The following is a 23,638-nucleotide window of genomic DNA, read 5'->3' as shown; positions in this document are numbered from 1 at the left end:
GGTTAGCTATTACTAACTCTAACAATTATCCTCAAGATATCCACAACTTGTACCCATAATTCGCACTTGCAAAAATCCAATAACCTCACTATCTTGTACCTTAGAAATTTTAAAACACCATATATTGTGTGTAAGTGACAATCGTAGACACTAGTTAGCAGTTTGTGTCAACAGGTTGGATGCCACTGTTTTACAGTTTCATTTGGATGTTTACAGGGAAACGTACAGTGCGCCTTAAAAGGTCACTATCATAAATATAAGAACCAAGGTTTATCTTTAATGAATAGCAATATGACAGTCACAAAACGTAGTGGCGAACGTGAGACCATCGATCTAGACAAGATCCATCGTGTTATAGAATGGGCAGCAAAAGGACTCACCAATGTGTCAGTCTCTGAAGTTGAATTACGTTCTCACCTACAGTTTTTCGAAGGGATCCCAACAGAGGCGATCCACGAGACTATCATTAAAGCCGCTGCTGACTTAATCTCACCAGAAGCGCCAGACTACCAATTCTTAGCAGCAAGACTCGCCATCTTCCACCTCCGTAAGAAAGCATTCGGTCAATTTGAACCACCAAAACTTTATGACCATGTTGTTAAACTCATTGAGCTAGGCAAATACGACGCACATATATTGGAAGATTATAGTCGCGAAGAGATCGACATATTAGGCGGTTATATCGATCATTGGCGCGACATGAACTTTTCTTACGCTGCCGTAAAGCAGTTAGAAGGTAAGTATTTAGTTCAGAATCGTGTCTCTCATGAAATTTATGAAAGCGCCCAGTTCCTTTATATCTTGGTTGCCGCGTGTTTATTCGCAAAATATCCAAAAGAGACTCGTCTTAAATACATAAAAGATTTTTACGATGCGACTTCTACGTTTAAGATTTCGCTTCCTACACCGATAATGGCGGGTGTTCGTACCCCTACACGCCAATTTAGCTCATGTGTATTAATTGAGTGCGGTGACAGCTTAGATTCCATTAACGCGACATCATCGTCAATCGTTAAATATGTATCGCAGCGAGCTGGGATCGGTGTTAATGCAGGTCGTATTCGTGCATTAGGTAGCCCTATTCGTGGTGGTGAAGCCTTCCATACAGGTTGCTTACCTTTTTATAAGTACTTCCAAACCGCAGTAAAATCTTGTTCGCAAGGTGGTGTTCGTGGTGGTGCTGCTACCCTATTCTACCCTATTTGGCATTTAGAAGTTGAATCCCTACTTGTGCTAAAGAACAACCGTGGTGTCGACGATAACCGTATCCGCCATTTAGATTACGGCGTACAGATCAATAAGTTGATGTACCAACGTATGATCCAAGGTGGCATGATTAGTTTATTTAGCCCATCAGATGTACCAGGTATGTATGATGCCTTCTTTGAAGACCAAGAAGAGTTCGAACGCCTTTACTTAAAGTATGAAGCAGACGAGAGTATTCGTAAGCAACAAGTTAAAGCAGTAGAACTGTTCTCATTGATGATGCAAGAACGTGCATCAACCGGACGTATTTACATTCAAAACGTCGATCACTGCAACACTCATAGTCCATTTGACTCTAAAGTTGCACCAGTTCGTCAGTCTAACTTGTGTTTAGAGATCGCACTACCAACCAAGCCTCTAAATAACATCAATGATCCCGACGGTGAAATTGCCCTCTGTACGCTTTCTGCGTTAAACCTAGGTGCAATTAAAAATCTTGAAGAACTAGAACCTCTCGCTGATCTAGCAGTGAGAGCATTGGATAATCTACTGGATTATCAAGATTACCCAATCATCTCTGCAGAGAAAGCATCGATGAACCGCCGTACTCTTGGGATCGGTGTGATTAACTTTGCTAATTACCTTGCCAAAGAAGGTGTGCGTTACTCTGATGGCTCAGCTAACAGCATAACCCATAAAACGTTCGAAGCGATTCAGTACTACTTGTTGAAAGCTTCAAACAATTTGGCAAAAGAGCAAGGCGCGTGCCCTTCGTTTCATGAAACAACTTACTCTAAAGGTATTTTGCCAATTGATACCTACAAGCGTGATCTTGATAAGATCTGTGATGAACCCCTACATATGGACTGGGAGTCACTTCGCGAAGAGATCAAAACTCACGGCCTGCGTAACTCAACGGTTTCCGCATTGATGCCTTCAGAGACATCATCGCAGATCTCAAACGCAACCAATGGTATCGAGCCCCCACGTGGCTTGATCAGCGTTAAGGCCAGTAAAGATGGCCAGCTAAAGCAAGTTGTTCCTGATTTTGATAAGTATCAATACAGCTATGAGCTGCTTTGGCAAATGCCGAACAATGACGGTTACATTCAGTTAGTAGGTTTGATGCAAAAATTTGTTGATCAATCTATTTCGGCTAACACTAACTACGATCCAGGCCGTTTCCCTGACGGCAAGGTTCCGATGAAGGTACTGCTGAAAGATCTTTTAACTGCATACAAATATGGTGTGAAAACACTTTACTATCACAATACCCGTGATGGAGCTTCAGATAGTCACGATGATATCACTGCCATTGAGGTAGAAGATGACAGTTGCGCTGGTGGCGCATGTAAGATCTAATCCAACGGATTTCATCACTCGTATTTAAACGTTAATTAAAGGGGGCTATGCCCCCGTTATCGGAAGATAGAAAAATGGCCTACTCTACATTTTGTCAAACACCTAACAATGCAATGCTTGAGCCTATGTTTCTTGGGCAATCAGTCAATGTTGCTCGTTACGACCAACAGAAATATGAAGTTTTTGAAAAACTAATTGAAAAGCAGCTTTCATTTTTCTGGCGTCCAGAAGAAGTAGATGTAAGCAAAGATAAGATTGATTATGCCTCCTTGCCAGCGCATGAGAAGCATATCTTTATCTCAAACCTGAAATACCAAACACTACTAGATTCGATTCAAGGTCGCTCACCAAACGTCGCTTTTCTGCCACTGGTATCGCTACCTGAACTTGAAACTTGGATCGAGACCTGGTCATTTTCTGAAACCATTCATTCTCGTTCTTACACACATATTATTCGTAACATTGTTAATGATCCATCAGTTGTTTTTGACGATATTGTTGAAAATGAAGAGATCTTAAAACGAGCAACTGATATTGCAGCGTATTACGACAAGTTGATAAGACTCAGCCAAGCATGCCAGTTGCTTGGAGAAGGCAGTCATCAAATAGATGGTGAAGTCGTAGAAGTCACTAAGCGCGAAATCAAAAAAGCGCTCTATTTGTGTATGGTGTCGGTAAACGTACTAGAAGCGATTCGTTTCTATGTCAGCTTTGCTTGCTCATTTGCTTTTGCTGAACGTAATGTGATGGAAGGTAATGCTAAAATCATCCGTCTTATTGCACGTGATGAAGCTTTACACCTAAATAGTACCCAGCATATTTTAAAAATTATGCATGCCGGCAAAGACGATCCTGAAATGGCAGAAATTGCGAAAGAGTGTGAACAAACCGCAATCGACATTTTCGTTAAAGCTGCTGAGCAAGAGAAAGAATGGGCTAAATATCTGTTCAAAGACGGCTCAATGATTGGCCTAAATGAGCAAATCCTTTGCCAGTATGTTGAGTACATCACCAATGAACGCATGAAAGCGGTTAATTTAGAATCGCCATATGCAGAGCAAAGCAACCCACTACCTTGGATGAAAAATTGGCTAGAGAGTGATGCGGTGCAAGTTGCACCTCAGGAAGTAGAAGTATCTTCTTATCTGGTTGGCCAAATTGATGCCTCTATTGATGAAGACGAGTTTTCTGACTTTGACCTTTAAACCTGTTAACTTTTGTCAAGCTAGCTTTAAGAAAGCACCTATTGTAAGCCTGCAAGGACAACCTGTGCTGCTGTTTAATCAGCAGCAAACCTTGCTTGAGGCATTAGAACAAAAGAAAGTAACGACCTTCTCCGAGTGTCGCAACGGCTTCTGTGGACAATGTAAAACTAAAGTCATTAGTGGTTCTGTGAGTTACCTCAGTGAACCACTAGTTACACTAGAAGCAGACGAATGCCTGCCCTGTTGCTGCGTTCCTGACACTGACATCGATTTAGATCTATCTGTTGAGGGCGTAGAGATAGTTGTAAGAACAGCTAAGCATGAACAGCTTCAAGCTAGTGAGTCGATTGAGTAAACAAAGTCTTTATAAACTATAATCGCTAATTTCCATTATTACACTAACCTTACATTCGCTTTTTAGACATGACCTTATGTAAGTCATTCATCTCCGTAAGCGCCGCACTACCATACCAGGGCTTAAGCTCCATGATTAAACTTCCAGCCTTTATCGCAGGATCGGAAGCGGTAAGCGCTTGGGCCTCTTCAATACTCACAACATCAAAAATATAGATCCCTCTTAAATCACCCTGCTCTAAAAACGGCCCCGCTAACACCAGCTTCCCTGCTTCGGCAAGTCTGCCTATATTTGCCATATGTGCAGACTGAAGTGCCTTAGCCTCCTCTTTACTCCTATTTCGATTGGGTCCCCGCTTTAAGAATGCAATCACATAGCGTTTCATACCATATTCATCAGCCCCAGCGTTTACGGCTCTCTTCGCGTCATAATCGGGATTAATACTGTTTTCTGCATTCACACTACAAGCCATAAAAGCAATCATAGCGATAACAGGAAATTGTCTTATTAGTTTTATGAACATAGCGACTTCCTTTTTACTGTTTACCTAAAGATAATTCACATGACACAAAAAAGCCTGCCTAATTCTGTTAATCAATTAGGCAGGCTTTGATACCAATCAGCATTTTAACAAGAGACTATGGCGTCAATAGCTAGTTTTAAGCTTTGGGCGCTTCCCACAAAACACCATCTCTTAGCATCGAATTTAGGATCACAACCATCTTTCTTACGCATGCAATAATCGCGACTTTCTTAGGTTTTCCTGCGGCAACGAGTCGCTGATAAGTCTCTTTAAAAACGGGGTTGGATTGTATTGCTGACATCATTGCCATGTACAAAACGGTTCTAACTTGATGTCGCCCTCCCTGGATTTTTCTATGGCCTTTAAAGCGTCCACTTTCTTTATTCATCGGTGCTACACCAACCAACGAACTGGCTTCTTTGTTATTAATATAGCCAAGCTCTGGTAGGTTACTGATAATGGATGCTGCGGCAATTTTACCTATTCCTTTCATGCTTTGCAGGATAAGGTTTTTAGCTTGATAGTCAGCGTTCGATTCGATGAGTTTAACGATTTTATTTTCTATCTTCGTTATCTGATTTTTGAAGACCGTTAAGATTGGCTTGATCGTCATTGCAAGCTCTTGAGGGAGAATTTGAAGCCGATTCTTTTCCATCGTTTGCATGACCAAAAGCTGGCTCCGCCTTCCTACGAGATCGCTCATAGCCTGCATGACATCAGGCTTTAGCGTTGATAGCCTAGGTTTAATCGCTTCACTGTAATGAGCTATCAGCTGTGCGTCTAGCTTATCTGTTTTAGCGCGTTGGCCTATTGCTCCAGCAAAGCGTTTAATGTGAACCGGATTGGCTATCACGAAGGGTAAATTGGCGTTAGCACAAGCCATGATAAAGGGCATCTCAAGACGTCCTGTCGCTTCAATGACAATACGCTCAGGATGGTACTTTTTAATGAGGCGCACTGCTTCTTTAATCCCTTTTTCATCGTTAGAAACGGTGAAATAGATATCTAGTGGTCGAATATAAATGTCGAGTTGGTACTTACCAGTATCGACACCAACGTTAATGTTTTGATTAGTTTTTGATTTCATAATAAGCTAACTCTTGCTTGCAAATGCGGGTTCGAGACCCAGTAGACTATTCGAGTATTTTGCTTGGAGTCGTTTGTCGCGTTCTTTCTTGTTATCGGTCTCTCGATAGAGGATCCATCATTCAATCGAACTACGACAAATGAAAGCTTTAGTTGCAGCTAAAGCCTGGGTCTCACATTACCCGAAACTGGGAATTAAGTGTAATTAGGTGGGTTTATTATCCATACAAGCACATTAAAGCGAGATAGCTAACTCCGCACCTTGGCGTATTGCGCGCTTAGCATCGAGCTCATCGGCAACATCAACACCACCAATAAGATGCACAGGGATACCGGTTGACTTCATCTCGTCAACCAACTCAGTATTTGACACTTGCCCGGCACAGAGCACTACGTTATCGACGGCTAATATCTCTGGCTTGTCATCAACCGTTATGTGCAAGCCTGCTTCATCAAATTTGTCATAGCTAACACCCGTTTTCATCGCGACTTGATGTTGCTTTAAAACCGAGCGATGGATCCAGCCGGTCGTTTTACCTAACCCTTTACCCATCTTGGTGGTTTTACGTTGCAATAAAACGACTTCACGATGTTTGTCATCTAATACTGGCTCAGTAAGGCCGCCAGCTTCTTTATACTCTTTATCAATGCCCCACTGCTTAAGCCACTTATTAGGGTTGAGTGTTGATGACTCGTCTTCACAAAGGTAATGCGCCATATCGAACCCAATACCACCGGCGCCGATCAAAGCCACTTTCTGACCTATTTCAACATCGCCATTGAGCACTTGTTGGTAATCAACCACCCTGAGGTTATCAAAACCCGGCAAATCAAGTGGTCTAGGTTTTACCCCCGAAGACATAACGATTTCATCAAACTTTTCATCTCTTACAACGCTTGCATCTAAACGCGTGTTTAACCGCAACTCCACCTTGAGTAATTTGATTTGATTGAGGAAGTAGCGAATTGTTTCGTCAAACTCTTCTTTACCGGGGATCTTTCTAGCTAAATTAAATTGACCGCCAACTTCAGGTTTAGCTTCAAATAGCACGACTTCATGGCCACGGGTAGCAGCATAAATGGAAAACGCCATCCCAGCGGGTCCCGCTCCCATAACCGCTATACGCTTTTTAACTTTCGCAGGGGTAAAGTTGAGTTCAGTTTCATAACAAGCTCTTGGATTGACCAAACACGTTGCCCGCTTAAGTGCAAATGTATGATCGAGGCAGGCTTGATTACAGCCGATACAGGTATTAATCAGTTCAGGAGTATTAGCCGCTGCTTTATTAACAAATTCAGCATCCGCTAGAAACGGCCTAGCCATAGACACCATGTCTGCTTGGCCTGATGCGATTATAGACTCACCAATTTCAGGAGTATTAATACGGTTGGTCGCGATGAGCGGGATGCTCATCTCTTTCATCAGCTTTTCTGTTACCCAAGAAAATGCTCCACGCGGTACGCTAGTCGCAATCGTTGGCACTCGCGCCTCATGCCATCCTATACCGGTGTTGATAATCGTCACACCAGCACTTTCTAGTAACTTAGCAAGTTGCACTACTTCATCCCACGTCGAGCCGTTATCGACTAAATCCAGCATCGATAACCTAAAGATGATTATAAATTCCTTGCCCACTTTAGCTCGGATCTGCTTTACGATTTCAATAGGGAACTGCGTTCTATTTTCGAAAGATCCACCCCATTTATCCGTGCGCTTATTGGTTCGAGAGCTTACAAACTGGTTAATCAAATAACCTTCACTCCCCATCACTTCAACGCCATCGTAACCCGCCTTTTTAGCCAATGCAGCGCTAGTGGCGTAGTCTTTAATCGTCCCGGCAACCTGACGCGTTGACATTTTAGAGGGGGTAAAAGGAGTAATAGGAGACTTAATCTTACTTGGCGCCTGTGAAAATGGATGATAGCCGTATCGCCCAGCGTGAAGCAGCTGCATGCAGATCTTGCCTCCAGCTTCGTGAACGGCTTTAGTGACAACGGTGTGCTTCTTTACCTGCCATGGAAAACTCAACTGACAAGCATTTGGTGCCAGCCGACCTCGTAAATTGGGTGATATACCACCAGTTACAATTAGCCCTACTCCACCTTGTGCGCGCTCTTTATAAAATGCTGCCAGTTTCTCAAAACCGCCCTTTTCTTCTTCTAAACCTGTATGCATTGAGCCCATCAATACGCGGTTCTTTAACTGGGTGAAGCCCAGATCTAAGGGTTCTAATAAATGCGGAAACGACATTCAAACATCCTTTTTAAACAAGTGATTTAATTCAGCATACCTTGTGTAATCAATAAGCTCAATAAGTGAGTGATCAGATTCCTTTACAATTGAGTTTTCCTTTCTCAAGGATTTTCAGTTAGCATTATGCTAATTCGGATTTAAAGGAGTGGCTAATGCCCGCTAAACCCTCAGTTTTTAAAAGGATATTTCTGCTTTGCTGGAATATTATAAATGGCACAAGAAAGCTATTTCTAAACCTTATTTTTTTCGGTTTGATTATTGCGCTTATCGTAACCCTTAGCAGTGAAGAGACACTAAAAGTTGAAGATGGCTCAGCGCTAGTGCTTAACCTGTCAGGCACTATCGTTGATCAGAAACGTCGTGTTGATCCGTTAGAAGCAGCAATGAAAAGTGGCAGTGCTAAGGATGGCAGTGGAGAAATACTACTGTCGGATGTCATCGATGTTGTCAACAATGCCTCATCCGACGCAAGAATTAGTCAATTGGTACTTGATCTAGGCCATTTACGTGGTACAGGAATGAGTAAACTGCAATCAATAGGCGATGCATTAAACAACTTTAAAGAAACAGGCAAACCTATTGTTGCTCATGCAAATTGGTTTGGACAAAACCAATACTTCCTTGCCAGTTTTGCCGACCGCATCTATCTCAACCCTCAAGGCAGTGTTGAAATAGAAGGCCTAGGTCGCTACCGTCAATACTTTAAGTCAGCGTTAGATAAACTTAAAATTAAAGCGCATGTTTTTAGAGTTGGTACCTTTAAATCTGCGGTAGAACCTTTTATTCGTGATGATATGTCTGACGCGGCTAAAGAAGCCAACTTAGCACTTTTAAATGATTTATGGGAAAGTTACAGCACTACCGTAGGCCAAAACCGCGATATTGCCGCGAGCCAATTGTCATTATCAGCCAAAGAGTATTTGGCTGAGCTCGATAAAGCTGACGGTCAATCTAGCCAAATGGCACTTAACCTAAAGTGGGTTGATGAGTTAAAGACGGCTGAAGAGTTTCGCTTGAGTATGGTCGACGCTGTCGGTAAATCTGCTGATGGTGAATCTTTTAAACAAGTTGATTTCTACGATTACCTTTCTGTAACGGCAAGCCACCCTCTTTTATTAGCTGATAATAAAGTAGGTATCATCGTAGCAAAAGGCAAAATTTTAAATGGATCTCAGCCTGCCGGTGAGATTGGTGGCGAAAGTACTTCAGAACTACTGCGTAAAGCGAGGTTTGACGATTCTATTAAGGCGGTTGTACTTCGAGTTGACAGCCCAGGTGGTAGCGCATTTGCCTCAGAGCAGATCCGTCAAGAGGTGTTAGCCTTAAAGGCCGCTAACAAACCTATTGTTGTCAGTATGGGCAGCTATGCTGCATCAGGCGGATATTGGATCTCTGCTAGTGCCGACTATATCTACGCAACTCCTACAACGTTAACGGGCTCTATTGGTATTTTTGGCATGGTTACTACTTTTGAGGATTCTCTCGCGAGTATTGGTGTACATACTGATGGCGTCGCAACCTCTGATTGGGCTGGTTTTTCTGTTACCAAGGGAATATCTCCTCAGATAAGTGCAGTGATTCAGCGTCACATTGAACGCGGATATAAAGACTTTATATCACTGGTTGCAACAGAGCGGGACATGACCTTAGAGCAAGTAGACAATATTGCTCAAGGACGCGTCTGGACTGGGCGCAAAGCACTTGAGCTTGGATTAGTCGATGGTATAGGTGATCTACAAAATGCTGTTACTCATGCAGCTGAACTTGCGAAAATCGATCATTTTGATACTGAAGTGATCCAACAAGAATTGTCGCCACAGGATCAATTTATACAAGAGATGTTTGCCTCAGCAGCGGTTTATATACCAGAAAGCCTGACTCAAACCACTTTGTTAGAGAAGTTTTTAGGTGAGTTCTCTACTGTCGCTGAAACGTTACAAACTTTTGATGACCCCAATGGTGTCTATCTATATTGTGATACATGCGCTGACTAAGACCTTTATTCATAACGCTTATAAACAAATATTAAATAAAGCCCAGTTTTACTGGGCTTTATTCTATCTGCACCTTTATAATCACTGTATTGTGTTCAAAAACAAAAATAACATGACTAAACGCTGTATATATGTCGCCTACACAGGCGGAACCATAGGTATGCAAAAAACTGAGCAGGGCTTTGCGCCTGTAGCGGGTTTTTTAACAGAATGTGTTAAAGCGATGCCGGAGTTTTACCATGAAGAGATGCCAGACTTTGTCATTAGCGAATACTCGCCACTTATCGACTCTTCAGACATGGCACCTACCGATTGGCAAATGATCGCTAATGATATAAAAGCGAACTACGAGCAGTACGATGGCTTTGTTATCCTCCATGGCACTGACACTATGGCGTATACTGCGTCGGCGTTGTCTTTCATGCTACAAGATCTATCTAAACCTGTTATCGTTACCGGGTCACAGATCCCCTTGGCTCAATTACGCTCGGATGGGCAAACGAACCTGTTAAATGCACTTTATATCGCTGCCAACTACCCTGTCGCAGAGGTGTGCTTATTCTTCAATAATAAGCTGTTTAGAGGTAACCGTACCACGAAGGCTCATGCCGACGGTTTTAATGCGTTTGCATCACCTAACTTTCCTTTGCTACTTGAAGCTGGGATAAAGATCCGTTGGCATGCGGGTCAGCGTGCAGATGAAAACCCAACCAAAGCATTGGAAGTTATCAACATTAGTCCTCAGCCCATAGGTGTCGTCACTCTTTACCCAGGGATCAATACTGAAATTTTTGCCAATGTTTTACAACAACCCGTAAAAGCGCTGATATTATTAACCTTTGGTGTTGGCAACGCTCCGCAGACACCTGCATTATTAAAGACACTCAAAGATGCACATGATCGTGGCATCGTGTTAGTAAACCTAACGCAGTGCTTGCAAGGGAAAGTCAATATGGGTGGTTATGCGACGGGTAATGCGCTGGCATCCGCAGGTGTTATCAGTGGTTATGATATGACGACTGAAGCTGCATTAGCTAAACTGCACTACTTACTGTCTACAGATCTGAGCCCTGAAGCCATCCGCGCAGCCATGGAGCAATCCATTGTTGGCGAATTGACTCAAGATTAAACAGACTTAAATAAAAAAGCCGCTCCTGATAGAGCGGCTTTTGTTTTTAAGGATACAATTTAAAGCTCTTTCTCTTTAAACTCAGCGATTGAGTCGCCTCTAAACTGCTTTTTAAGTTCAGACTTGGATAACTCATTTACCTGCCCTTCACTATTGATAGTAAAGTGCTCTGTTTGAGTGAGTTTCCTTGCTTGATAAAGCATCACCACTTGCTGCGTAGAAGCTCGCTGCTCTTGGCTTAGGACGGTTCCATCTTCCCACTTACCAAGCTCTACTGCACTTACTAAGCGCTCATAGACTTCCGTAGGCATCTCATCGATGACTTTATTAATATCTGTCATACTTTTTTCCGTTTATGGAGTACGATTTGTACTCGTGTTATGAGATAACCAACAAAGCCTAACGCAAATGCACCGCCAGCAACCGTTGCTCGAGTACCTTCAGCGGGCTCTCCGCCCCAAAACCAAGTTACTACGCCACCAATAAATAACGTCAACGCAAGAAAGCTTTGGTTCATTAATTGGTTAGAGCGCTTAATATGGCTAATAACCTGTAAGCTTTCATTGTCAGCAGAAATATTCGCCTTACAATGAGAGCACTGTTTTGCCATGCTCGATATCCGCTCACCACAGCCGGGGCATTTTACTAACGCCATATATTTACCTCTGCCGCTCTTATTAACTGTTCATTACTTTAATTTATCTACAACTGCATTCATTGCAATCAGTGATGCCTCACCAAGATAAATACAACGCTCCGGTGACCATCCAGCCATTAAGTCAGGCATGTTATCGTTGTCTTTAAACGGCATTTCTAAAGTATTAGAAATACACCCAAATGTATGAGCAACCCAGTTGGAACCGACAGTAAGGTTTGCTTGACCTGGTTGATCTTTATCATAGCCAAACTCAGTTTGAAAATCTGGGCTGGCCATTTGTAATGCATCAACAAATGCTTGCTGACGTTTTGCATCTTCTTTGGTGTACGCAGGCACGCCTTCACAGCCAGCCAAGAATACAAAAGGTAAGCCTTCATCACCATGAACATCATAAAATAGATCTACGCCTGTCTCTTTCATCTTGTTGACGACATAAAAGACTTCTGGGCTTTTTTCTAATGAAGGGGATTGCCATTCACGGTTTAAGTTTGTCCCTACGGCATTAGTGCGAAGGTGTCCGCGCACGCTTCCGTCCGGATTCATGTTCGGTACGATGTAGAAATTTGCTTTATCAAGCAATGATTTCGCTGTTGGGCAGTCGCTGTCCAATAAATTATTGATTAAGCCTTCAACTAACCATTCTGCCATGGTCTCACCTGGATGCTGACGTGCAGTGATCCAAATATTGGCTTTCTCTTCGTCACCATCGCCGACTTTAATCAGCGTCATGTCACGTTCATCTAATGTTAAGCCTAAATGCTCTAAACTAACCTGTGGATGTACTTGCACTGCAGCAAGCAAGTCTTGATGACGCTCGTAACTATATGGTGCGAAATAAGCAATTTGAATAGCGTCACAATCTAGCTCTACTTCGATTGTTAATTTACCGTCTTGATAAGTGGTTGGCAGTCTAAACCAGCTTTGTCTGTCATAGGTCGCCACTGCTTGATAGTCTTCCCAGCCTTTAACATATGAAGCTTTATCCGCATTTATGATATTGAGTGTGTACTGAGTGCCAACTACACCGTCTAATTTGAAGTTAAACCACTGGAAGAACTCACCGCCTTCATCTGGACGTATGGCTAGTTGCACATCATCTTTATTGTCTGCGTTGATTACTTCTATGTTTCCGCCATCAAAATTCGCGCTAATACGCATAACACTTCCTTTTTACTGTTTAGGGCTGTGATCAGCTAGATATCAATCTTTGCGCTATAGAATAAACCAAAACGTGATAAGGAGCAGCCAAAAGCGTGCAATAACCGCTAAAAATCTAGGTTCTGTAAGGTTTACGTTGCACTGACGTCCAATACAGAGCTTTACCCACAACCGTAAATTCCATACAATCCCAGCAATTCCTAAAGATAGAGGGAGTAATGACTCCCCTGTTAGAAATAGCATTCGTAAAAGAACGGAGAAAAAAATGACCCAAGCTAGACATTGTAACTTACTTATTCTGGGTTCAGGCCCTGCAGGCTATACAGCTGCAGTATACGCCGCTCGTGCCAACCTTAAGCCTGTCATGATCACGGGTATGCAGCAAGGTGGCCAACTTACGACGACGACTGAAGTTGAAAACTGGCCTGGTGATGCCGATGATCTTACCGGTCCCGCTCTAATGGAGCGTATGCAGAAGCACGCAGAAAAGTTTGAAACAGAAATTATTTTTGATCACATCAATGAAGTTAACTTAAATGTGCGCCCTTTCCAGCTTAAAGGCGATAATGGTGAGTTTACTTGTGATGCTCTTATTATTTCAACAGGTGCATCTGCGATGTACTTGGGGCTAGATTCTGAAGAGGCTTTTAAAGGCCGTGGCGTGTCAGCTTGTGCAACTTGTGATGGTTTCTTCTATCGTAACCAAAAGGTTGCAGTCATTGGTGGCGGTAATACCGCAGTAGAAGAAGCTCTTTATCTAAGCAATATCGCATCAGAAGTACATCTTATACACCGTCGTGATACTTTCCGTAGCGAAAAAATCCTGACGAAGCGTTTAATGGATAAGGTAGAAAACGGTAACATTATTTTGCATTTAGATAACACCCTTGAAGAAGTTGTTGGCGATGCGATGGGTGTTAATGGCCTTAAGATGAAAAGCACCAAGGATGGCAGCATCAAAGATTTAGAAGTTGCTGGTGTGTTCGTTGCTATCGGCCACAGCCCAAACACTGGCATGTTTGAAGGCCAATTGGAGATGAATAATGGCTACATCAAAGTCGAAAGTGGCTTAAATGGTAATGCAACACAAGCAAGTATTGAAGGCGTTTTTGCTGCAGGAGATGTAATGGATCAGCATTACCGTCAAGCAATTACCTCTGCAGGCACTGGCTGTATGGCAGCGTTGGATGCAGAACGTTACTTAGATGCCAAATAGTTGAGTTTATGTGTACTGATAAAGCAGGCTTCTAGCCTGCTTTTTTATGTCTGAAATCTGAATCTTTATATGTGCGATGCATAAAGTGCCTTCCGCCGACAACTCTTTACTATTTATCAAACATTAATTGAATGAGTAATTCATTCCGTTGTTTTGACTAGCAAATTCCAGATACAAAAAAGGGAGCCCTAGGGCTCCCTTTTTACAAGAATCAGAGCTAATTACTTAGCTAAAGCTTCTTTTGCTTTTTCTACTAAAGTTGTAAATACAACTTTATCAAAAACAGCGATGTCAGCCAGGATCTTACGATCGATTTCAATAGAGGCTTTTTTCAAACCATTAATGAAACGGCTGTAAGACAGACCATTTTGACGAGAAGCCGCATTGATACGTGCAATCCAAAGTTGACGGAATTGACGTTTCTTCTGACGACGGTCACGGTAAGCATATTGACCAGCTTTAGTTACTGCTTGAACAGCAACACGGTAAGTACGAGAGCGAGCTCCGTAATAACCTTTGGCTAGTTTGAGTACTTTCTTGTGACGAGCACGAGCGGTTACACCACGCTTAACTCTAGGCATTGTTCATTGCTCCTTTAATTAAGCGTATGGTAGTTGACGTGCGATTGCTGGCACATCAGACTTAGCTACTTGACATTTTGCACGTAAGTGACGTTTACGCTTAGTGCTCTTCTTGGTCAAAATATGACGTAAATGGGCTTGCTTGCGCTTGAAACCATTAGCAGTTTTCTTAAAACGCTTCGCTACACCCTTGTCTGTTTTCATTTTAGGCATTGCTAAAACTCCGCATTGGGACAATTAATAAAACGCAAGGCGAACAGAGACCTTAACAGATCCCTGCTACTTTTATGGTTGCCTTACTATTTCTTTTTCGGCGCGAGAACCATGACAGCTTGACGACCTTCCATTTTAGGGAAAGACTCCACGACTGCAATTGCTTCCAAATCTGCTTTGATACGGTTCAAAAGATCCATACCTAGGCTTTGGTGAGCCATCTCACGACCACGGAAACGAAGCGTTACTTTCGCTTTGTCGCCGTCTTCTAGAAAACGAGTCAGGTTGCGTAGTTTTACCTGGTAGTCGTTTTCATCTGTACCGGGACGGAATTTTATTTCCTTCACCTGTACAATTTTCTGCTTCTTTTTTTGTTCCTTTTGAGCTTTCGCTTTATCGAAAAGGAACTTACCGTAGTCCATTACACGGCAAACCGGCGGCTCAGCATTAGGACTGATTTCTACTAGATCGACACCTGCTTCGTCAGCAACTTCCTGTGCTTCTCTAATAGTTAAAATACCTAATTGCTCACCGTCAAGACCGTTTAAACGGACTTCTGATACACCAGTGATGAGCTCGTTAATTCTATTCGGGGCCGCCTGGCGCCCTGCTGTTTTTTTGATCTTTATGACCTAATCCTCCAACAAATTGAGACTACGGAGCGAAATTTGATTTTTGAGCTTAGTTGCAAATTCTTGGATTTGCATCTTGCCTAAGTCAACACCCTCTCGAGTACGCACCGCGACTTCCTTATTTTCCATTTCTTGATCGCCAACGACCAATAAATAAGGGACACGCCTTAACGTGTGCTCGCGTATTTTAAAGCCTATCTTCTCATTCCTCAAGTCTTTAGTTGCACGAATTCCATGTTCTTTGAATAAATTGACAACTTCTTCTGCATAATCAGACTGTTTATCAGTAATATTCATCACTACAACCTGTTGTGGAGCTAACCAAGTTGGGAATTTTCCTGCGTACTCTTCAATAAGAATTCCTAAGAAGCGCTCTAAAGAACCTAAAATCGCGCGGTGGATCATTACAGGAGTCTGACGACTATTGTCTTCAGCCACATAAGTTGCCCCCAAACGACCAGGTAACGCGTAATCTAATTGTACCGTACCGCACTGCCAAGCACGATCTAAACAATCATGGAGTGTGAATTCAATCTTAGGACCGTAGAATGCGCCCTCACCAGGAAGAATTTCAAACTCAATATCGTTAGACTTAAGCGCTTGCTTTAATGCCTCTTCTGCTCGGTCCCACATATCATCATCACCAATACGTTTTTCAGGGCGAGTTGATAACTTAACCACGATATTCTTGAAGCCAAATGTTTCGTAGGTGTCGTACACCATTTGAATACAGGCACTCACTTCTTGCTGAACTTGCTCTTCAGTACAAAAAACATGAGCATCATCTTGAGTGAAACCGCGAACACGCATTAAGCCATGTAGTGACCCTGATGGCTCATTACGATGACAACAACCAAACTCAGCCATACGAAGAGGTAAGTCACGGTATGATTTAAGACCTTGATTAAAGATTTGAACATGTCCGGGACAGTTCATTGGCTTAATCGCATATTCGCGGCTTTCTGAATTTGTTGTGAACATTCCATCAGCATACTTATCCCAATGGCCGCTGCGTTCCCACAGCACACGATCCATCATTAATGGACCTTTCACTTCTTGATAGGTGTATTGCCCTAGCTTTTGACGAATGAATTTTTCAAGCTCAAGGAATAAACTCCAGCCATCATTATGCCAGAACACCATACCAGGTGCTTCTTCTTGCATATGATATAGGTCAAGCTGCTTACCTATTTTACGATGGTCACGCTTTGCTGCTTCTTCTAATCGGTTCAGGTGAACTTTAAGGGCTTTTTTGTCTGCCCATGCTGTACCGTATATACGTTGCAGCATTTTGTTATCAGAGTTACCACGCCAATAGGCGCCAGCAACACTCATTAATTTAAAGTTTTGACAGAATTTCATGTTCGGTACGTGCGGACCGCGGCACATATCGACATATTCTTCATGGTGATAAAGCGCTGGAGTCGCATCTTTGCTGATATTCTCATCAAGAATTTCGATCTTGTAGCTTTCACCGCGAGCTTCAAAAGTATCACGCGCTTCTTGCCAGCTGACCACACGCTTATCAACCGCATAGTTAGTTTTTGCAAGTTGAGTCATGCGCTTTTGTAGCGCATCAATATCTTCCTGGGTTAATTTATGATCTAGATCGATGTCATAGTAAAAACCGTTATCAATAACAGGACCAATCGCCATTTTAGCTTCAGGCCAAAGCTGCTTAAAAGCATGACCAAGCAAATGTGCACAAGAGTGGCGAAGGATCTCTACACCCTCTTCATCTTTAGCTGTGATGATAGAAAGCTCTGAGTCGGTATCAATGATATCGCAAGCATCTTTAAGCTCACCGTTAACACGCCCAGCAATACAAGCTTTCGCTAGACCAGGACCAATATCGGCAGCAACATCTAAAGTAGAAACGGGTTGAGCAAACTCGCGTTTGCTTCCATCAGGAAGTGTAATTACAGGCATGATTGTTCCTTTTCCAGTGGTGACCCCCACGTAGGGCCACTTGGGTTTAATAAATAAGAGTCATAACGCCACTGGGACAAGACCGTACAGGAGTCTATGTTTTCCAACGCGTAAGCGCGTAATTCTAAGGGATAGCGGCTATTCGTTGCAAGTTTTACCTTTATATTAGTTTTTCTAATTAAAATCATAAGAAAACATCGATTAAAACCACTGACAATGGCGAGTTGTTGTCACTTAACCTTCATTTTTCTTGGGTAGTCTAGCGGCGTCTAATAAAAGGAGGACATGATGATTAATGTAATTATTTTAACGGCAGCTCTGTTTCCAGCCGAATATAACGAATCACGAGTGACGGTAGATAGGCAAACTTTCGATAAGAACCAGATTGCACTGGAACTACGACAACAATTAACTGGCTCCCTAGCAACGATGGCAGAACAAATGAGTACTAACATTATTACAGCTAAGCAAAATTTTGCACTGCAGCTCGCCGAACAAAATACTATTAAACTAGAACAACGCGCTGTTTTTGTCACTGGGGAATAATGCCCGAGCGTGAATTTATTCCTCAATGAGTATTTAATTGTATGAAACACACTAATGAGGCGATAATAAGACCTAAATCGGACTAGTTATGGAACAACGTTATGGATAAATGGACACTCATCACTGGCGCAGCTAAAAGGATTGGTAAAGGTATTGCCAAACAGCTCCACGCCGAAGGGTATAACATCATTATTCACTACAGTAATTCCTTTGACGATGCGACAAGATTGCAATCTTCACTCAATAAAATAAGGCCTTATTCTGCTAAAATTATGCAGGCCGAATTTAGCAATCAAGTTGAACTAGAAAGATTTATGGAGGCGTTAAAGAAGCAAAATCTACCTATCAGCGTACTGATAAATAATGCAGCGGAGTTTTATGCGACCCCATTAAGCAATACTGATTACCAAACTGCACAACAACTACTTGCAACAAACCTGCTAGCCCCCTATTTTCTTGCCGAGCAATTAGCACCCACGCTTAAAGAGCATAACGGCTGTATCATTAACTTAATTGATATCCATGCTAAGCGACCATTGAAAGATCATGGACTATACTCTATTTCAAAGGCTGCACTTGAGATGGCAACGCTTTCGCTGGCGCAAGAACTCGCACCTGACATCCGTGTAAATGGAGTCGCGCCTGGTGCAATCCTCTGGCCAGAAAACTCAGATGACGACTCTCAACAGCAAGTCTTAAAAGAGATCCCTTTAGCAAAACTCGGCCAAGCAGAGGATATCGCTAATTTGGTCTCTCACTTAGTGAGCGCTCCCTATATCTCAGGACAAATTATTGCAGTAGATGGAGGACGAAGCGCAGTCGGGTTTACGGGAGCTTAATATGCGATTTATCAATAAAACGATTTCATGCCCACATTGTGGCCACCATCAACACCTTAATATCGATGCAACAGCAGGCGATCAAGAATACTATGAAGATTGTCGAGTGTGCTGTAATCCTATTCATATGCGGATGCACATCGACGAGTCACGTTTGAAAGTAGAGCTTTATATTGACTCTGATGACGAACAAATTTATTAGTCAATACGCCATATGAACATTAAACAGCGTATTGACTGTTGCGTTAGTCGCCAAAGCGCTTAGCTAGAACTCTTTCAACGGTATCCACTATCGCCTGAGTCTGGCTGTCTATTTCTATATTAAATTTTTGACCTACAGCATACTGTTCTAAATTAGTTAACTTCAGTGTTTCAGGGATCAAGTGCAGCATAAAACTACTCTCTGTAACGTTACCAACAGTCAGGCTGCAACCATTAACCCCGACAAATCCTTTATAAAGGATATAGTTCATCCATTTTGGGTCAACAGACAAACAAATATCATAGTGCATATCAGTTTGACTGATTGATATCAGCTCTGCTTGTGTATGAACATGACCAGATAAAATATGTCCGCCGATCTCGCTTCCAAAAGATAATGAACGTTCAATGTTAACCTGTGATCCAGGTCTCAGGTTAACTAGGTTAGTTAGTTTGAGGGTCTCTTCCATTACATCGAAAAACACCCTATCATCTTCTATTCTAGTAACTGTTAAACAAACACCGTTATTTGCGACACTTGCCCCTAGTGAAAGTCCCTCGCGCAAATCCGGTCCAATAGCGATTTGTAACGTATTTAACCCTGGTTTTTTATCTATCGCTAACACTTCACATGTTGCTTGAACTATACCTGTAAACATTTTATCTCTCGTATGTATTAAGGGCTCACTCAATGAACCATTCTGGCTTTCAGGCCAAACGCTTAATTCAATTAGCACTGCCAGTACTAATTGCCCAAGTCACCCAAACCATGATGGGTTTTATCGACACTGTAATGGCAGGTCGAGTCAGCGCTGTTGATATGGCTGCTGTCGCTATTGGCTCAAGCCTTTGGTTACCAGCATTGTTATTTGTGCAAGGGCTTCTTATGGCTTTCACGCCTGTATTTGCGCATCATCATGGCGCAGACAATCAAAAAGCAATACAACCATTAGCGTTCCAAGCAGGATATATTGCCATAATAGGCAGCGCAGGTGTGATGTTCTTTCTCTCACTTGCGGACAATATTTTGGCCCTAATGGATTTAGAACCTGAGCTTGCGGAGCTCAGTGTTGGTTACCTCAACGGCTTTATGTGGGGTGTTCCTGCCTTTGTATTGTATCAAGTTCTACGCGGATGTAGTGAAGGGATCTCATACACACTACCAACCATGGTTATAGGTTTTGTCGGATTAGCAGTAAACATACCGGCTAACTATATTTTTATTTATGGTCATTTTGGCATCCCGGCAATGGGCGGCGCAGGTTGTGGTATCGCGACAGCTTTGGTTTTCTGGGCGATGTTTATCGCGATGATTATTTATATGCAGTTTAATGCGAAATTCAAAGAGCTTGCACCATTTAAATCATTCCATCTACCCAACACAAAAGTCATGGTCGATATGACAAAGCATGGATTTCCCATTGCGATGGCTCTTTTTTTCGAGGTCAGCCTATTTGCAATTATTGCCTTATTACTTGCACCACTTGGAGCAACCGTTGTTGCAGGTCACCAAATAGCGCTAAACTTTTCATCGATTGTGTTTATGCTGCCACTATCTATAGGCATTGCGGTATCAATTCGTGTTGGATATTACTTAGGCCAAGATAAACCCGAAATTTCATCAATGATCACCCGTCTTGGATTGATCATCTCTTTCTCATTAGCACTTTTTACTGCCATTATTACGGTGCTGTTTAGAAATGAAATTGCGCTACTCTATAATGATAACCCTGACGTAATCGCCCTAGCGGGTAGCCTAATGTTCTTTGCCGCAATTTATCAGTTATCTGATGCTGTGCAAGTTGTTACCGCGGGCGCACTAAGAGGTTATAAAGATACACGTAGTGCTTTTTACATTACCCTTGTCTCTTATTGGGCTGTAGGTATGACTCTTGGCTATACGTTGGCAAGAACTGACTTGTTAGTTCCAGCTATGGGAGCACAAGGCTTCTGGATTGGACTCATTGCAGGGCTCACAGCGGCGGCTATTTTGTTTGCTATGCGATTGAGGTATATCCAGAAAAACGGCGTGAAACTTTCGTCGATGTAATTAATTTACGCTGATTTTTGCTAAATACGCTTAAACAGCGCTCAAGTTGCACACCAAAGCAGCATTTAACACAAAAGAGTGTTTTTTTACTTGCACCATTCCCGCATCGACCGTACTATAGCGCTCGTTCCAAGGCAACAGCCAACAGAACAAGCAATATAAACAGTCGCGGGATGGAGCAGTATGGTAGCTCGTCGGGCTCATAACCCGAAGGTCGTTGGTTCAAATCCAGCTCCCGCAACCAATACAACCGTAGCTCAGTTGGTTAGAGCACTACCTTGACATGGTAGGGGTCGGTGGTTCGAATCCACTCGGTTGTACCAATTTGTTTATATTCATATTTGTAAAAATACAACCGTAGCTCAGTTGGTTAGAGCACTACCTTGACATGGTAGGGGTCGGTGGTTCGAATCCACTCGGTTGTACCAATTCTTATTAGTTGAATTCAAATACTAAGTATTACAGAAAACATCCGGACGCGGGATGGAGCAGTATGGTAGCTCGTCGGGCTCATAACCCGAAGGTCGTTGGTTCAAATCCAGCTCCCGCAACCAATTCTTTATTAGTAGAATCAAAATAACTATTGCGTTTACACGGACGCGGGATGGAGCAGTTTGGTAGCTCGTCGGGCTCATAACCCGAAGGTCGTTGGTTCAAATCCAGCTCCCGCAACCAATTCTTTATTAGTAGAATCAAAACAACTATTGCGTTTACACGGACGCGGGATGGAGCAGTATGGTAGCTCGTCGGGCTCATAACCCGAAGGTCGTTGGTTCAAATCCAGCTCCCGCAACCAATTCTTTATTAGTAGAATTAAAACAACTATAGCGTTTACACGGACGCGGGATGGAGCAGTATAAAAGCTACTCGGACTCAACTCTTTATTAAAGCTTGGCGAAGGTTGTTGCCCTGCTCTTTTTAAAAGTAATCCAGCTCCCGCAACCAATTCTTTATTAGTAGAATCAAAACAACTATAGCGTTTACACGGACGCGGGATGGAGCAGTATAAAAGCTACTCGGACTCAACTCTTTATTAAAGCTTGGCGAAGGTCGTTGCCCTGCTATTTTTAAAAGTAATCCAGCTCCCGCAAGCAATTCTTCAATAATAGAATTAAAACAATTATTAACTTAGATATATTACGGACGCGGGATGGAGCAGTTTGGTAGCTCGTCGGGCTCATAACCCGAAGGTCGTTGGTTCAAATCCAGCTCCCGCAACCAATTTATAATTAGGTAGTAGGCCAGCGAAAGCTGGTTTTTTTGTACCTAAAATTCAACTTTGACTAACTACTTTTTATATTTATTTAACGCCCGTAGTTGATTCATCCGCCATAAAGTTGAAACTCTCCATCAGGAGAATGCTCCATTTTCTGCACTACATTGATAAATACTCGGCTCTAAACCAAATTCCTTCCGGTATTGTTCTTTTACGGCTCTTACTGTAGATAAAACCAGTTCTGTTGGAGTTAATACCACTACGCATCCCCCAAACCCGCCGCCAGTCATTCTAACGCCGCCCTTATTCCCCAATACCTTGTTGATAATCTCTACCAAAAAATCTAACTCTGGTGTAGAAACTTCAAAATCATCCCTTAGAGAATGATGAGACTCCTGCATTAACCTGCTTATAGTTTTCATATCTTTGTTCACCAAAGCAGTATGAGCGTTTACAGTACGCGTGGTTTCAGAAATCACATGCCGAGCACGGCGATAGAGCACAGCAGGTAATACGTTATGCGCGCTGACTAATTGGTCAAAGGTAACATCTCTCAGTGCTTTAACGTTAAAATGGGATGCTACAGCCTCACATTGTTCTCTTCTTAAATTGTACTCACTGTCAACCAGTGTGCGCTTCACATTAGTGTTAACAATAACTAACGAGAGTCCATCAGGGATAGGTGCATGCTTGTAGCTTAAGCTGTCGCAGTCAAGTAGCATCGCATGACTTTGTAATCCGCAAGCAGAAACGAGTTGATCCATAATACCGCAATTACACCCGACAAAATCACGCTCTGCCCTTTGGGCAATGAGAGCTGCTTGAACCCCATTTATAGGTAGTTGATTTAGCTCAGCAAGCGCCTTAACGATAGCGATTTCAAAACTTGCCGATGAGCTTAAACCAGCCCCTTGTGGCACATTGCCTTGCACCATTAAGTCTACTCCATGCAGATCTGGGTACAGGTTAAGGAGTGAAAGAATCACACCTCTAACGTAGTTACTCCACATGCAAGTGTTACTGAACTGGATATTACTGAGTTCAAAGCACTCAATTTCGTTATTGTAGTCCACAGCAACGACCCTTACTAAATCATCGTTTCGATTACGGGCCGCAATATTAGTTCCAAAATCAATAGCTGCAGGTAATACAAAGCCATCATTATAATCGGTATGATCGCCGATAAGATTTACTCTGCCGGGAGCGTGCACTACCACATCAGCAGTAAACAAAAAATATTTAGCAAACGTTGAAGATATCCCCTGATTAACAGACATGAATAAAC

Annotated in this window: 22 protein-coding genes and 7 tRNA genes; 17 read left to right on the top strand and 12 right to left on the bottom strand. The window is 42.6% G+C overall.

Features of this window, described 5'->3' with window-relative positions; translation table 11 throughout:
- Window positions 1-279 precede the first annotated feature (279 nt).
- The 3 genes from nrdA (at window position 280) to yfaE (ending at window position 4,128) form a co-directional block, all read left to right on the top strand.
- Entirely contained in the window at window positions 280-2,568 is a 2,289-nt protein-coding gene (gene nrdA / locus SWP_RS11165; RefSeq protein ID WP_044555857.1) for a class 1a ribonucleoside-diphosphate reductase subunit alpha, read from the top strand.
- Window positions 2,569-2,642: 74 nt separating this feature from the next.
- The gene (gene nrdB, locus SWP_RS11160; protein ID WP_020912577.1) at window positions 2,643-3,773 is read left to right on the top strand and encodes a class Ia ribonucleoside-diphosphate reductase subunit beta; all 1,131 of its coding nucleotides are present in this window, start codon (window positions 2,643-2,645) and stop codon (window positions 3,771-3,773) included.
- Window positions 3,742-4,128 carry a class I ribonucleotide reductase maintenance protein YfaE gene (gene yfaE, locus SWP_RS11155; protein WP_020912576.1) on the top strand — a complete coding sequence of 129 codons (387 nt, stop codon included), beginning with the start codon at window positions 3,742-3,744 and terminating at the stop codon, window positions 4,126-4,128. Before nrdB ends, yfaE begins: the two co-directional genes overlap by 32 nt.
- Window positions 4,129-4,177: 49 nt before the next feature.
- Here the strand turns inward: yfaE and SWP_RS11150 are convergent, their stop codons facing one another.
- From SWP_RS11150 to SWP_RS11140, 3 genes are all read right to left on the bottom strand, one after another.
- Window positions 4,178-4,651: a YciI family protein gene (locus tag SWP_RS11150; RefSeq protein WP_020912575.1), complete on the bottom strand. Its 474-nt coding sequence runs from the start codon at window positions 4,649-4,651 to the stop codon at window positions 4,178-4,180.
- A gap of 136 nt (window positions 4,652-4,787) precedes the next feature.
- Complete coding sequence (locus SWP_RS11145) at window positions 4,788-5,738, bottom strand: IS110-like element ISSpi5 family transposase (protein WP_020912574.1); 951 nt, start codon at window positions 5,736-5,738, stop codon at window positions 4,788-4,790.
- A 234-nt stretch (window positions 5,739-5,972) separates the two neighbouring features.
- Complete coding sequence (locus tag SWP_RS11140) at window positions 5,973-7,988, bottom strand: oxidoreductase (RefSeq protein WP_020912573.1); 2,016 nt, start codon at window positions 7,986-7,988, stop codon at window positions 5,973-5,975.
- A gap of 155 nt (window positions 7,989-8,143) precedes the next feature.
- Between SWP_RS11140 and sppA the strand changes: the two genes are divergently transcribed.
- Entirely contained in the window at window positions 8,144-9,985 is a 1,842-nt protein-coding gene (gene sppA, locus SWP_RS11135; RefSeq protein ID WP_020912572.1) for a signal peptide peptidase SppA, read from the top strand.
- Window positions 9,986-10,097: 112 nt separating this feature from the next.
- Window positions 10,098-11,114, top strand: a complete 1,017-nt coding sequence (gene ansA, locus SWP_RS11130; protein ID WP_044556397.1) for an asparaginase — start codon at window positions 10,098-10,100, stop codon at window positions 11,112-11,114.
- A 59-nt stretch (window positions 11,115-11,173) separates the two neighbouring features.
- On the opposite strand, the gene SWP_RS11125 is transcribed toward ansA, so the two are convergent.
- Genes SWP_RS11125 through SWP_RS11115 form a run of 3 tightly spaced genes read right to left on the bottom strand, consistent with a single transcriptional unit; the run spans window position 11,174 to window position 12,930 of the window.
- The gene (locus SWP_RS11125) at window positions 11,174-11,455 is read right to left on the bottom strand and encodes a YeaC family protein (protein WP_020912570.1); all 282 of its coding nucleotides are present in this window, start codon (window positions 11,453-11,455) and stop codon (window positions 11,174-11,176) included.
- The gene (locus SWP_RS11120; RefSeq protein ID WP_020912569.1) at window positions 11,452-11,769 is read right to left on the bottom strand and encodes a hypothetical protein; all 318 of its coding nucleotides are present in this window, start codon (window positions 11,767-11,769) and stop codon (window positions 11,452-11,454) included. The genes SWP_RS11125 and SWP_RS11120 overlap by 4 nt, the downstream gene beginning before the upstream one ends.
- Window positions 11,770-11,802: 33 nt before the next feature.
- The gene (locus SWP_RS11115; protein ID WP_020912568.1) at window positions 11,803-12,930 is read right to left on the bottom strand and encodes a M14 family metallopeptidase; all 1,128 of its coding nucleotides are present in this window, start codon (window positions 12,928-12,930) and stop codon (window positions 11,803-11,805) included.
- Between the two features lie 265 nt (window positions 12,931-13,195).
- On the opposite strand from SWP_RS11115, the gene trxB reads away from it, so the two are divergent.
- On the top strand, window positions 13,196-14,146 hold the full coding sequence (trxB, locus tag SWP_RS11110) for a thioredoxin-disulfide reductase (RefSeq protein ID WP_020912567.1): 951 nt from the start codon (window positions 13,196-13,198) through the stop codon (window positions 14,144-14,146).
- A 221-nt stretch (window positions 14,147-14,367) separates the two neighbouring features.
- On the opposite strand, the gene rplT is transcribed toward trxB, so the two are convergent.
- From rplT to thrS, 4 genes are all read right to left on the bottom strand, one after another.
- The gene (gene rplT / locus SWP_RS11105) at window positions 14,368-14,727 is read right to left on the bottom strand and encodes a 50S ribosomal protein L20 (protein WP_012325107.1); all 360 of its coding nucleotides are present in this window, start codon (window positions 14,725-14,727) and stop codon (window positions 14,368-14,370) included.
- A gap of 18 nt (window positions 14,728-14,745) precedes the next feature.
- A complete protein-coding gene (gene rpmI / locus SWP_RS11100; protein WP_012142466.1) occupies window positions 14,746-14,940 on the bottom strand; it encodes a 50S ribosomal protein L35 in 195 nt (64 codons plus the stop codon).
- Between the two features lie 86 nt (window positions 14,941-15,026).
- Window positions 15,027-15,569, bottom strand: coding sequence for a translation initiation factor IF-3 (infC, locus tag SWP_RS23465; protein WP_079891934.1), 543 nt, complete (start codon window positions 15,567-15,569; stop codon window positions 15,027-15,029).
- Between the two features lie 3 nt (window positions 15,570-15,572).
- On the bottom strand, window positions 15,573-17,501 hold the full coding sequence (thrS, locus tag SWP_RS11090; RefSeq protein ID WP_020912564.1) for a threonine--tRNA ligase: 1,929 nt from the start codon (window positions 17,499-17,501) through the stop codon (window positions 15,573-15,575).
- 285 nt (window positions 17,502-17,786) lie between these two features.
- On the opposite strand from thrS, the gene SWP_RS11085 reads away from it, so the two are divergent.
- From SWP_RS11085 to SWP_RS11075, 3 genes are all read left to right on the top strand, one after another.
- On the top strand, window positions 17,787-18,047 hold the full coding sequence (locus tag SWP_RS11085; RefSeq protein ID WP_143711191.1) for a hypothetical protein: 261 nt from the start codon (window positions 17,787-17,789) through the stop codon (window positions 18,045-18,047).
- Between the two features lie 101 nt (window positions 18,048-18,148).
- Window positions 18,149-18,886: a pteridine reductase gene (locus tag SWP_RS11080; protein WP_020912562.1), complete on the top strand. Its 738-nt coding sequence runs from the start codon at window positions 18,149-18,151 to the stop codon at window positions 18,884-18,886.
- 1 nt (window position 18,887) lies between these two features.
- The gene (locus SWP_RS11075; protein WP_020912561.1) at window positions 18,888-19,088 is read left to right on the top strand and encodes a CPXCG motif-containing cysteine-rich protein; all 201 of its coding nucleotides are present in this window, start codon (window positions 18,888-18,890) and stop codon (window positions 19,086-19,088) included.
- A 43-nt stretch (window positions 19,089-19,131) separates the two neighbouring features.
- On the opposite strand, the gene SWP_RS11070 is transcribed toward SWP_RS11075, so the two are convergent.
- A complete protein-coding gene (locus tag SWP_RS11070) occupies window positions 19,132-19,746 on the bottom strand; it encodes a riboflavin synthase (protein ID WP_020912560.1) in 615 nt (204 codons plus the stop codon).
- Between the two features lie 32 nt (window positions 19,747-19,778).
- Between SWP_RS11070 and SWP_RS11065 the strand changes: the two genes are divergently transcribed.
- From SWP_RS11065 to SWP_RS11030, 8 genes are all read left to right on the top strand, one after another.
- Window positions 19,779-21,137: an MATE family efflux transporter gene (locus SWP_RS11065; protein ID WP_020912559.1), complete on the top strand. Its 1,359-nt coding sequence runs from the start codon at window positions 19,779-19,781 to the stop codon at window positions 21,135-21,137.
- A 167-nt stretch (window positions 21,138-21,304) separates the two neighbouring features.
- Window positions 21,305-21,381: transfer RNA gene (locus tag SWP_RS11060), tRNA-Met, on the top strand.
- A 2-nt stretch (window positions 21,382-21,383) separates the two neighbouring features.
- Window positions 21,384-21,460 (top strand) — tRNA-Val (locus SWP_RS11055).
- A gap of 28 nt (window positions 21,461-21,488) precedes the next feature.
- Window positions 21,489-21,565 (top strand) — tRNA-Val (locus SWP_RS11050).
- A 49-nt stretch (window positions 21,566-21,614) separates the two neighbouring features.
- A tRNA-Met gene (locus SWP_RS11045) sits at window positions 21,615-21,691 on the top strand.
- Window positions 21,692-21,735: 44 nt separating this feature from the next.
- A tRNA-Met gene (locus SWP_RS11040) sits at window positions 21,736-21,812 on the top strand.
- 44 nt (window positions 21,813-21,856) lie between these two features.
- Window positions 21,857-21,933: transfer RNA gene (locus SWP_RS11035), tRNA-Met, on the top strand.
- A gap of 348 nt (window positions 21,934-22,281) precedes the next feature.
- Window positions 22,282-22,358: transfer RNA gene (locus SWP_RS11030), tRNA-Met, on the top strand.
- Between the two features lie 129 nt (window positions 22,359-22,487).
- Here the strand turns inward: SWP_RS11030 and galK are convergent.
- Entirely contained in the window at window positions 22,488-23,630 is a 1,143-nt protein-coding gene (galK, locus tag SWP_RS11025; RefSeq protein WP_020912558.1) for a galactokinase, read from the bottom strand.
- Window positions 23,631-23,638 lie beyond the last annotated feature (8 nt).

It is taken from the genome of Shewanella piezotolerans WP3, assembly GCF_000014885.1.
GTDB lineage: Bacteria > Pseudomonadota > Gammaproteobacteria > Enterobacterales > Shewanellaceae > Shewanella > Shewanella piezotolerans.
The sequence above is the reverse complement of the archived record's forward strand: the minus strand, read 5'-3'. Positions and strand labels throughout refer to the sequence as shown.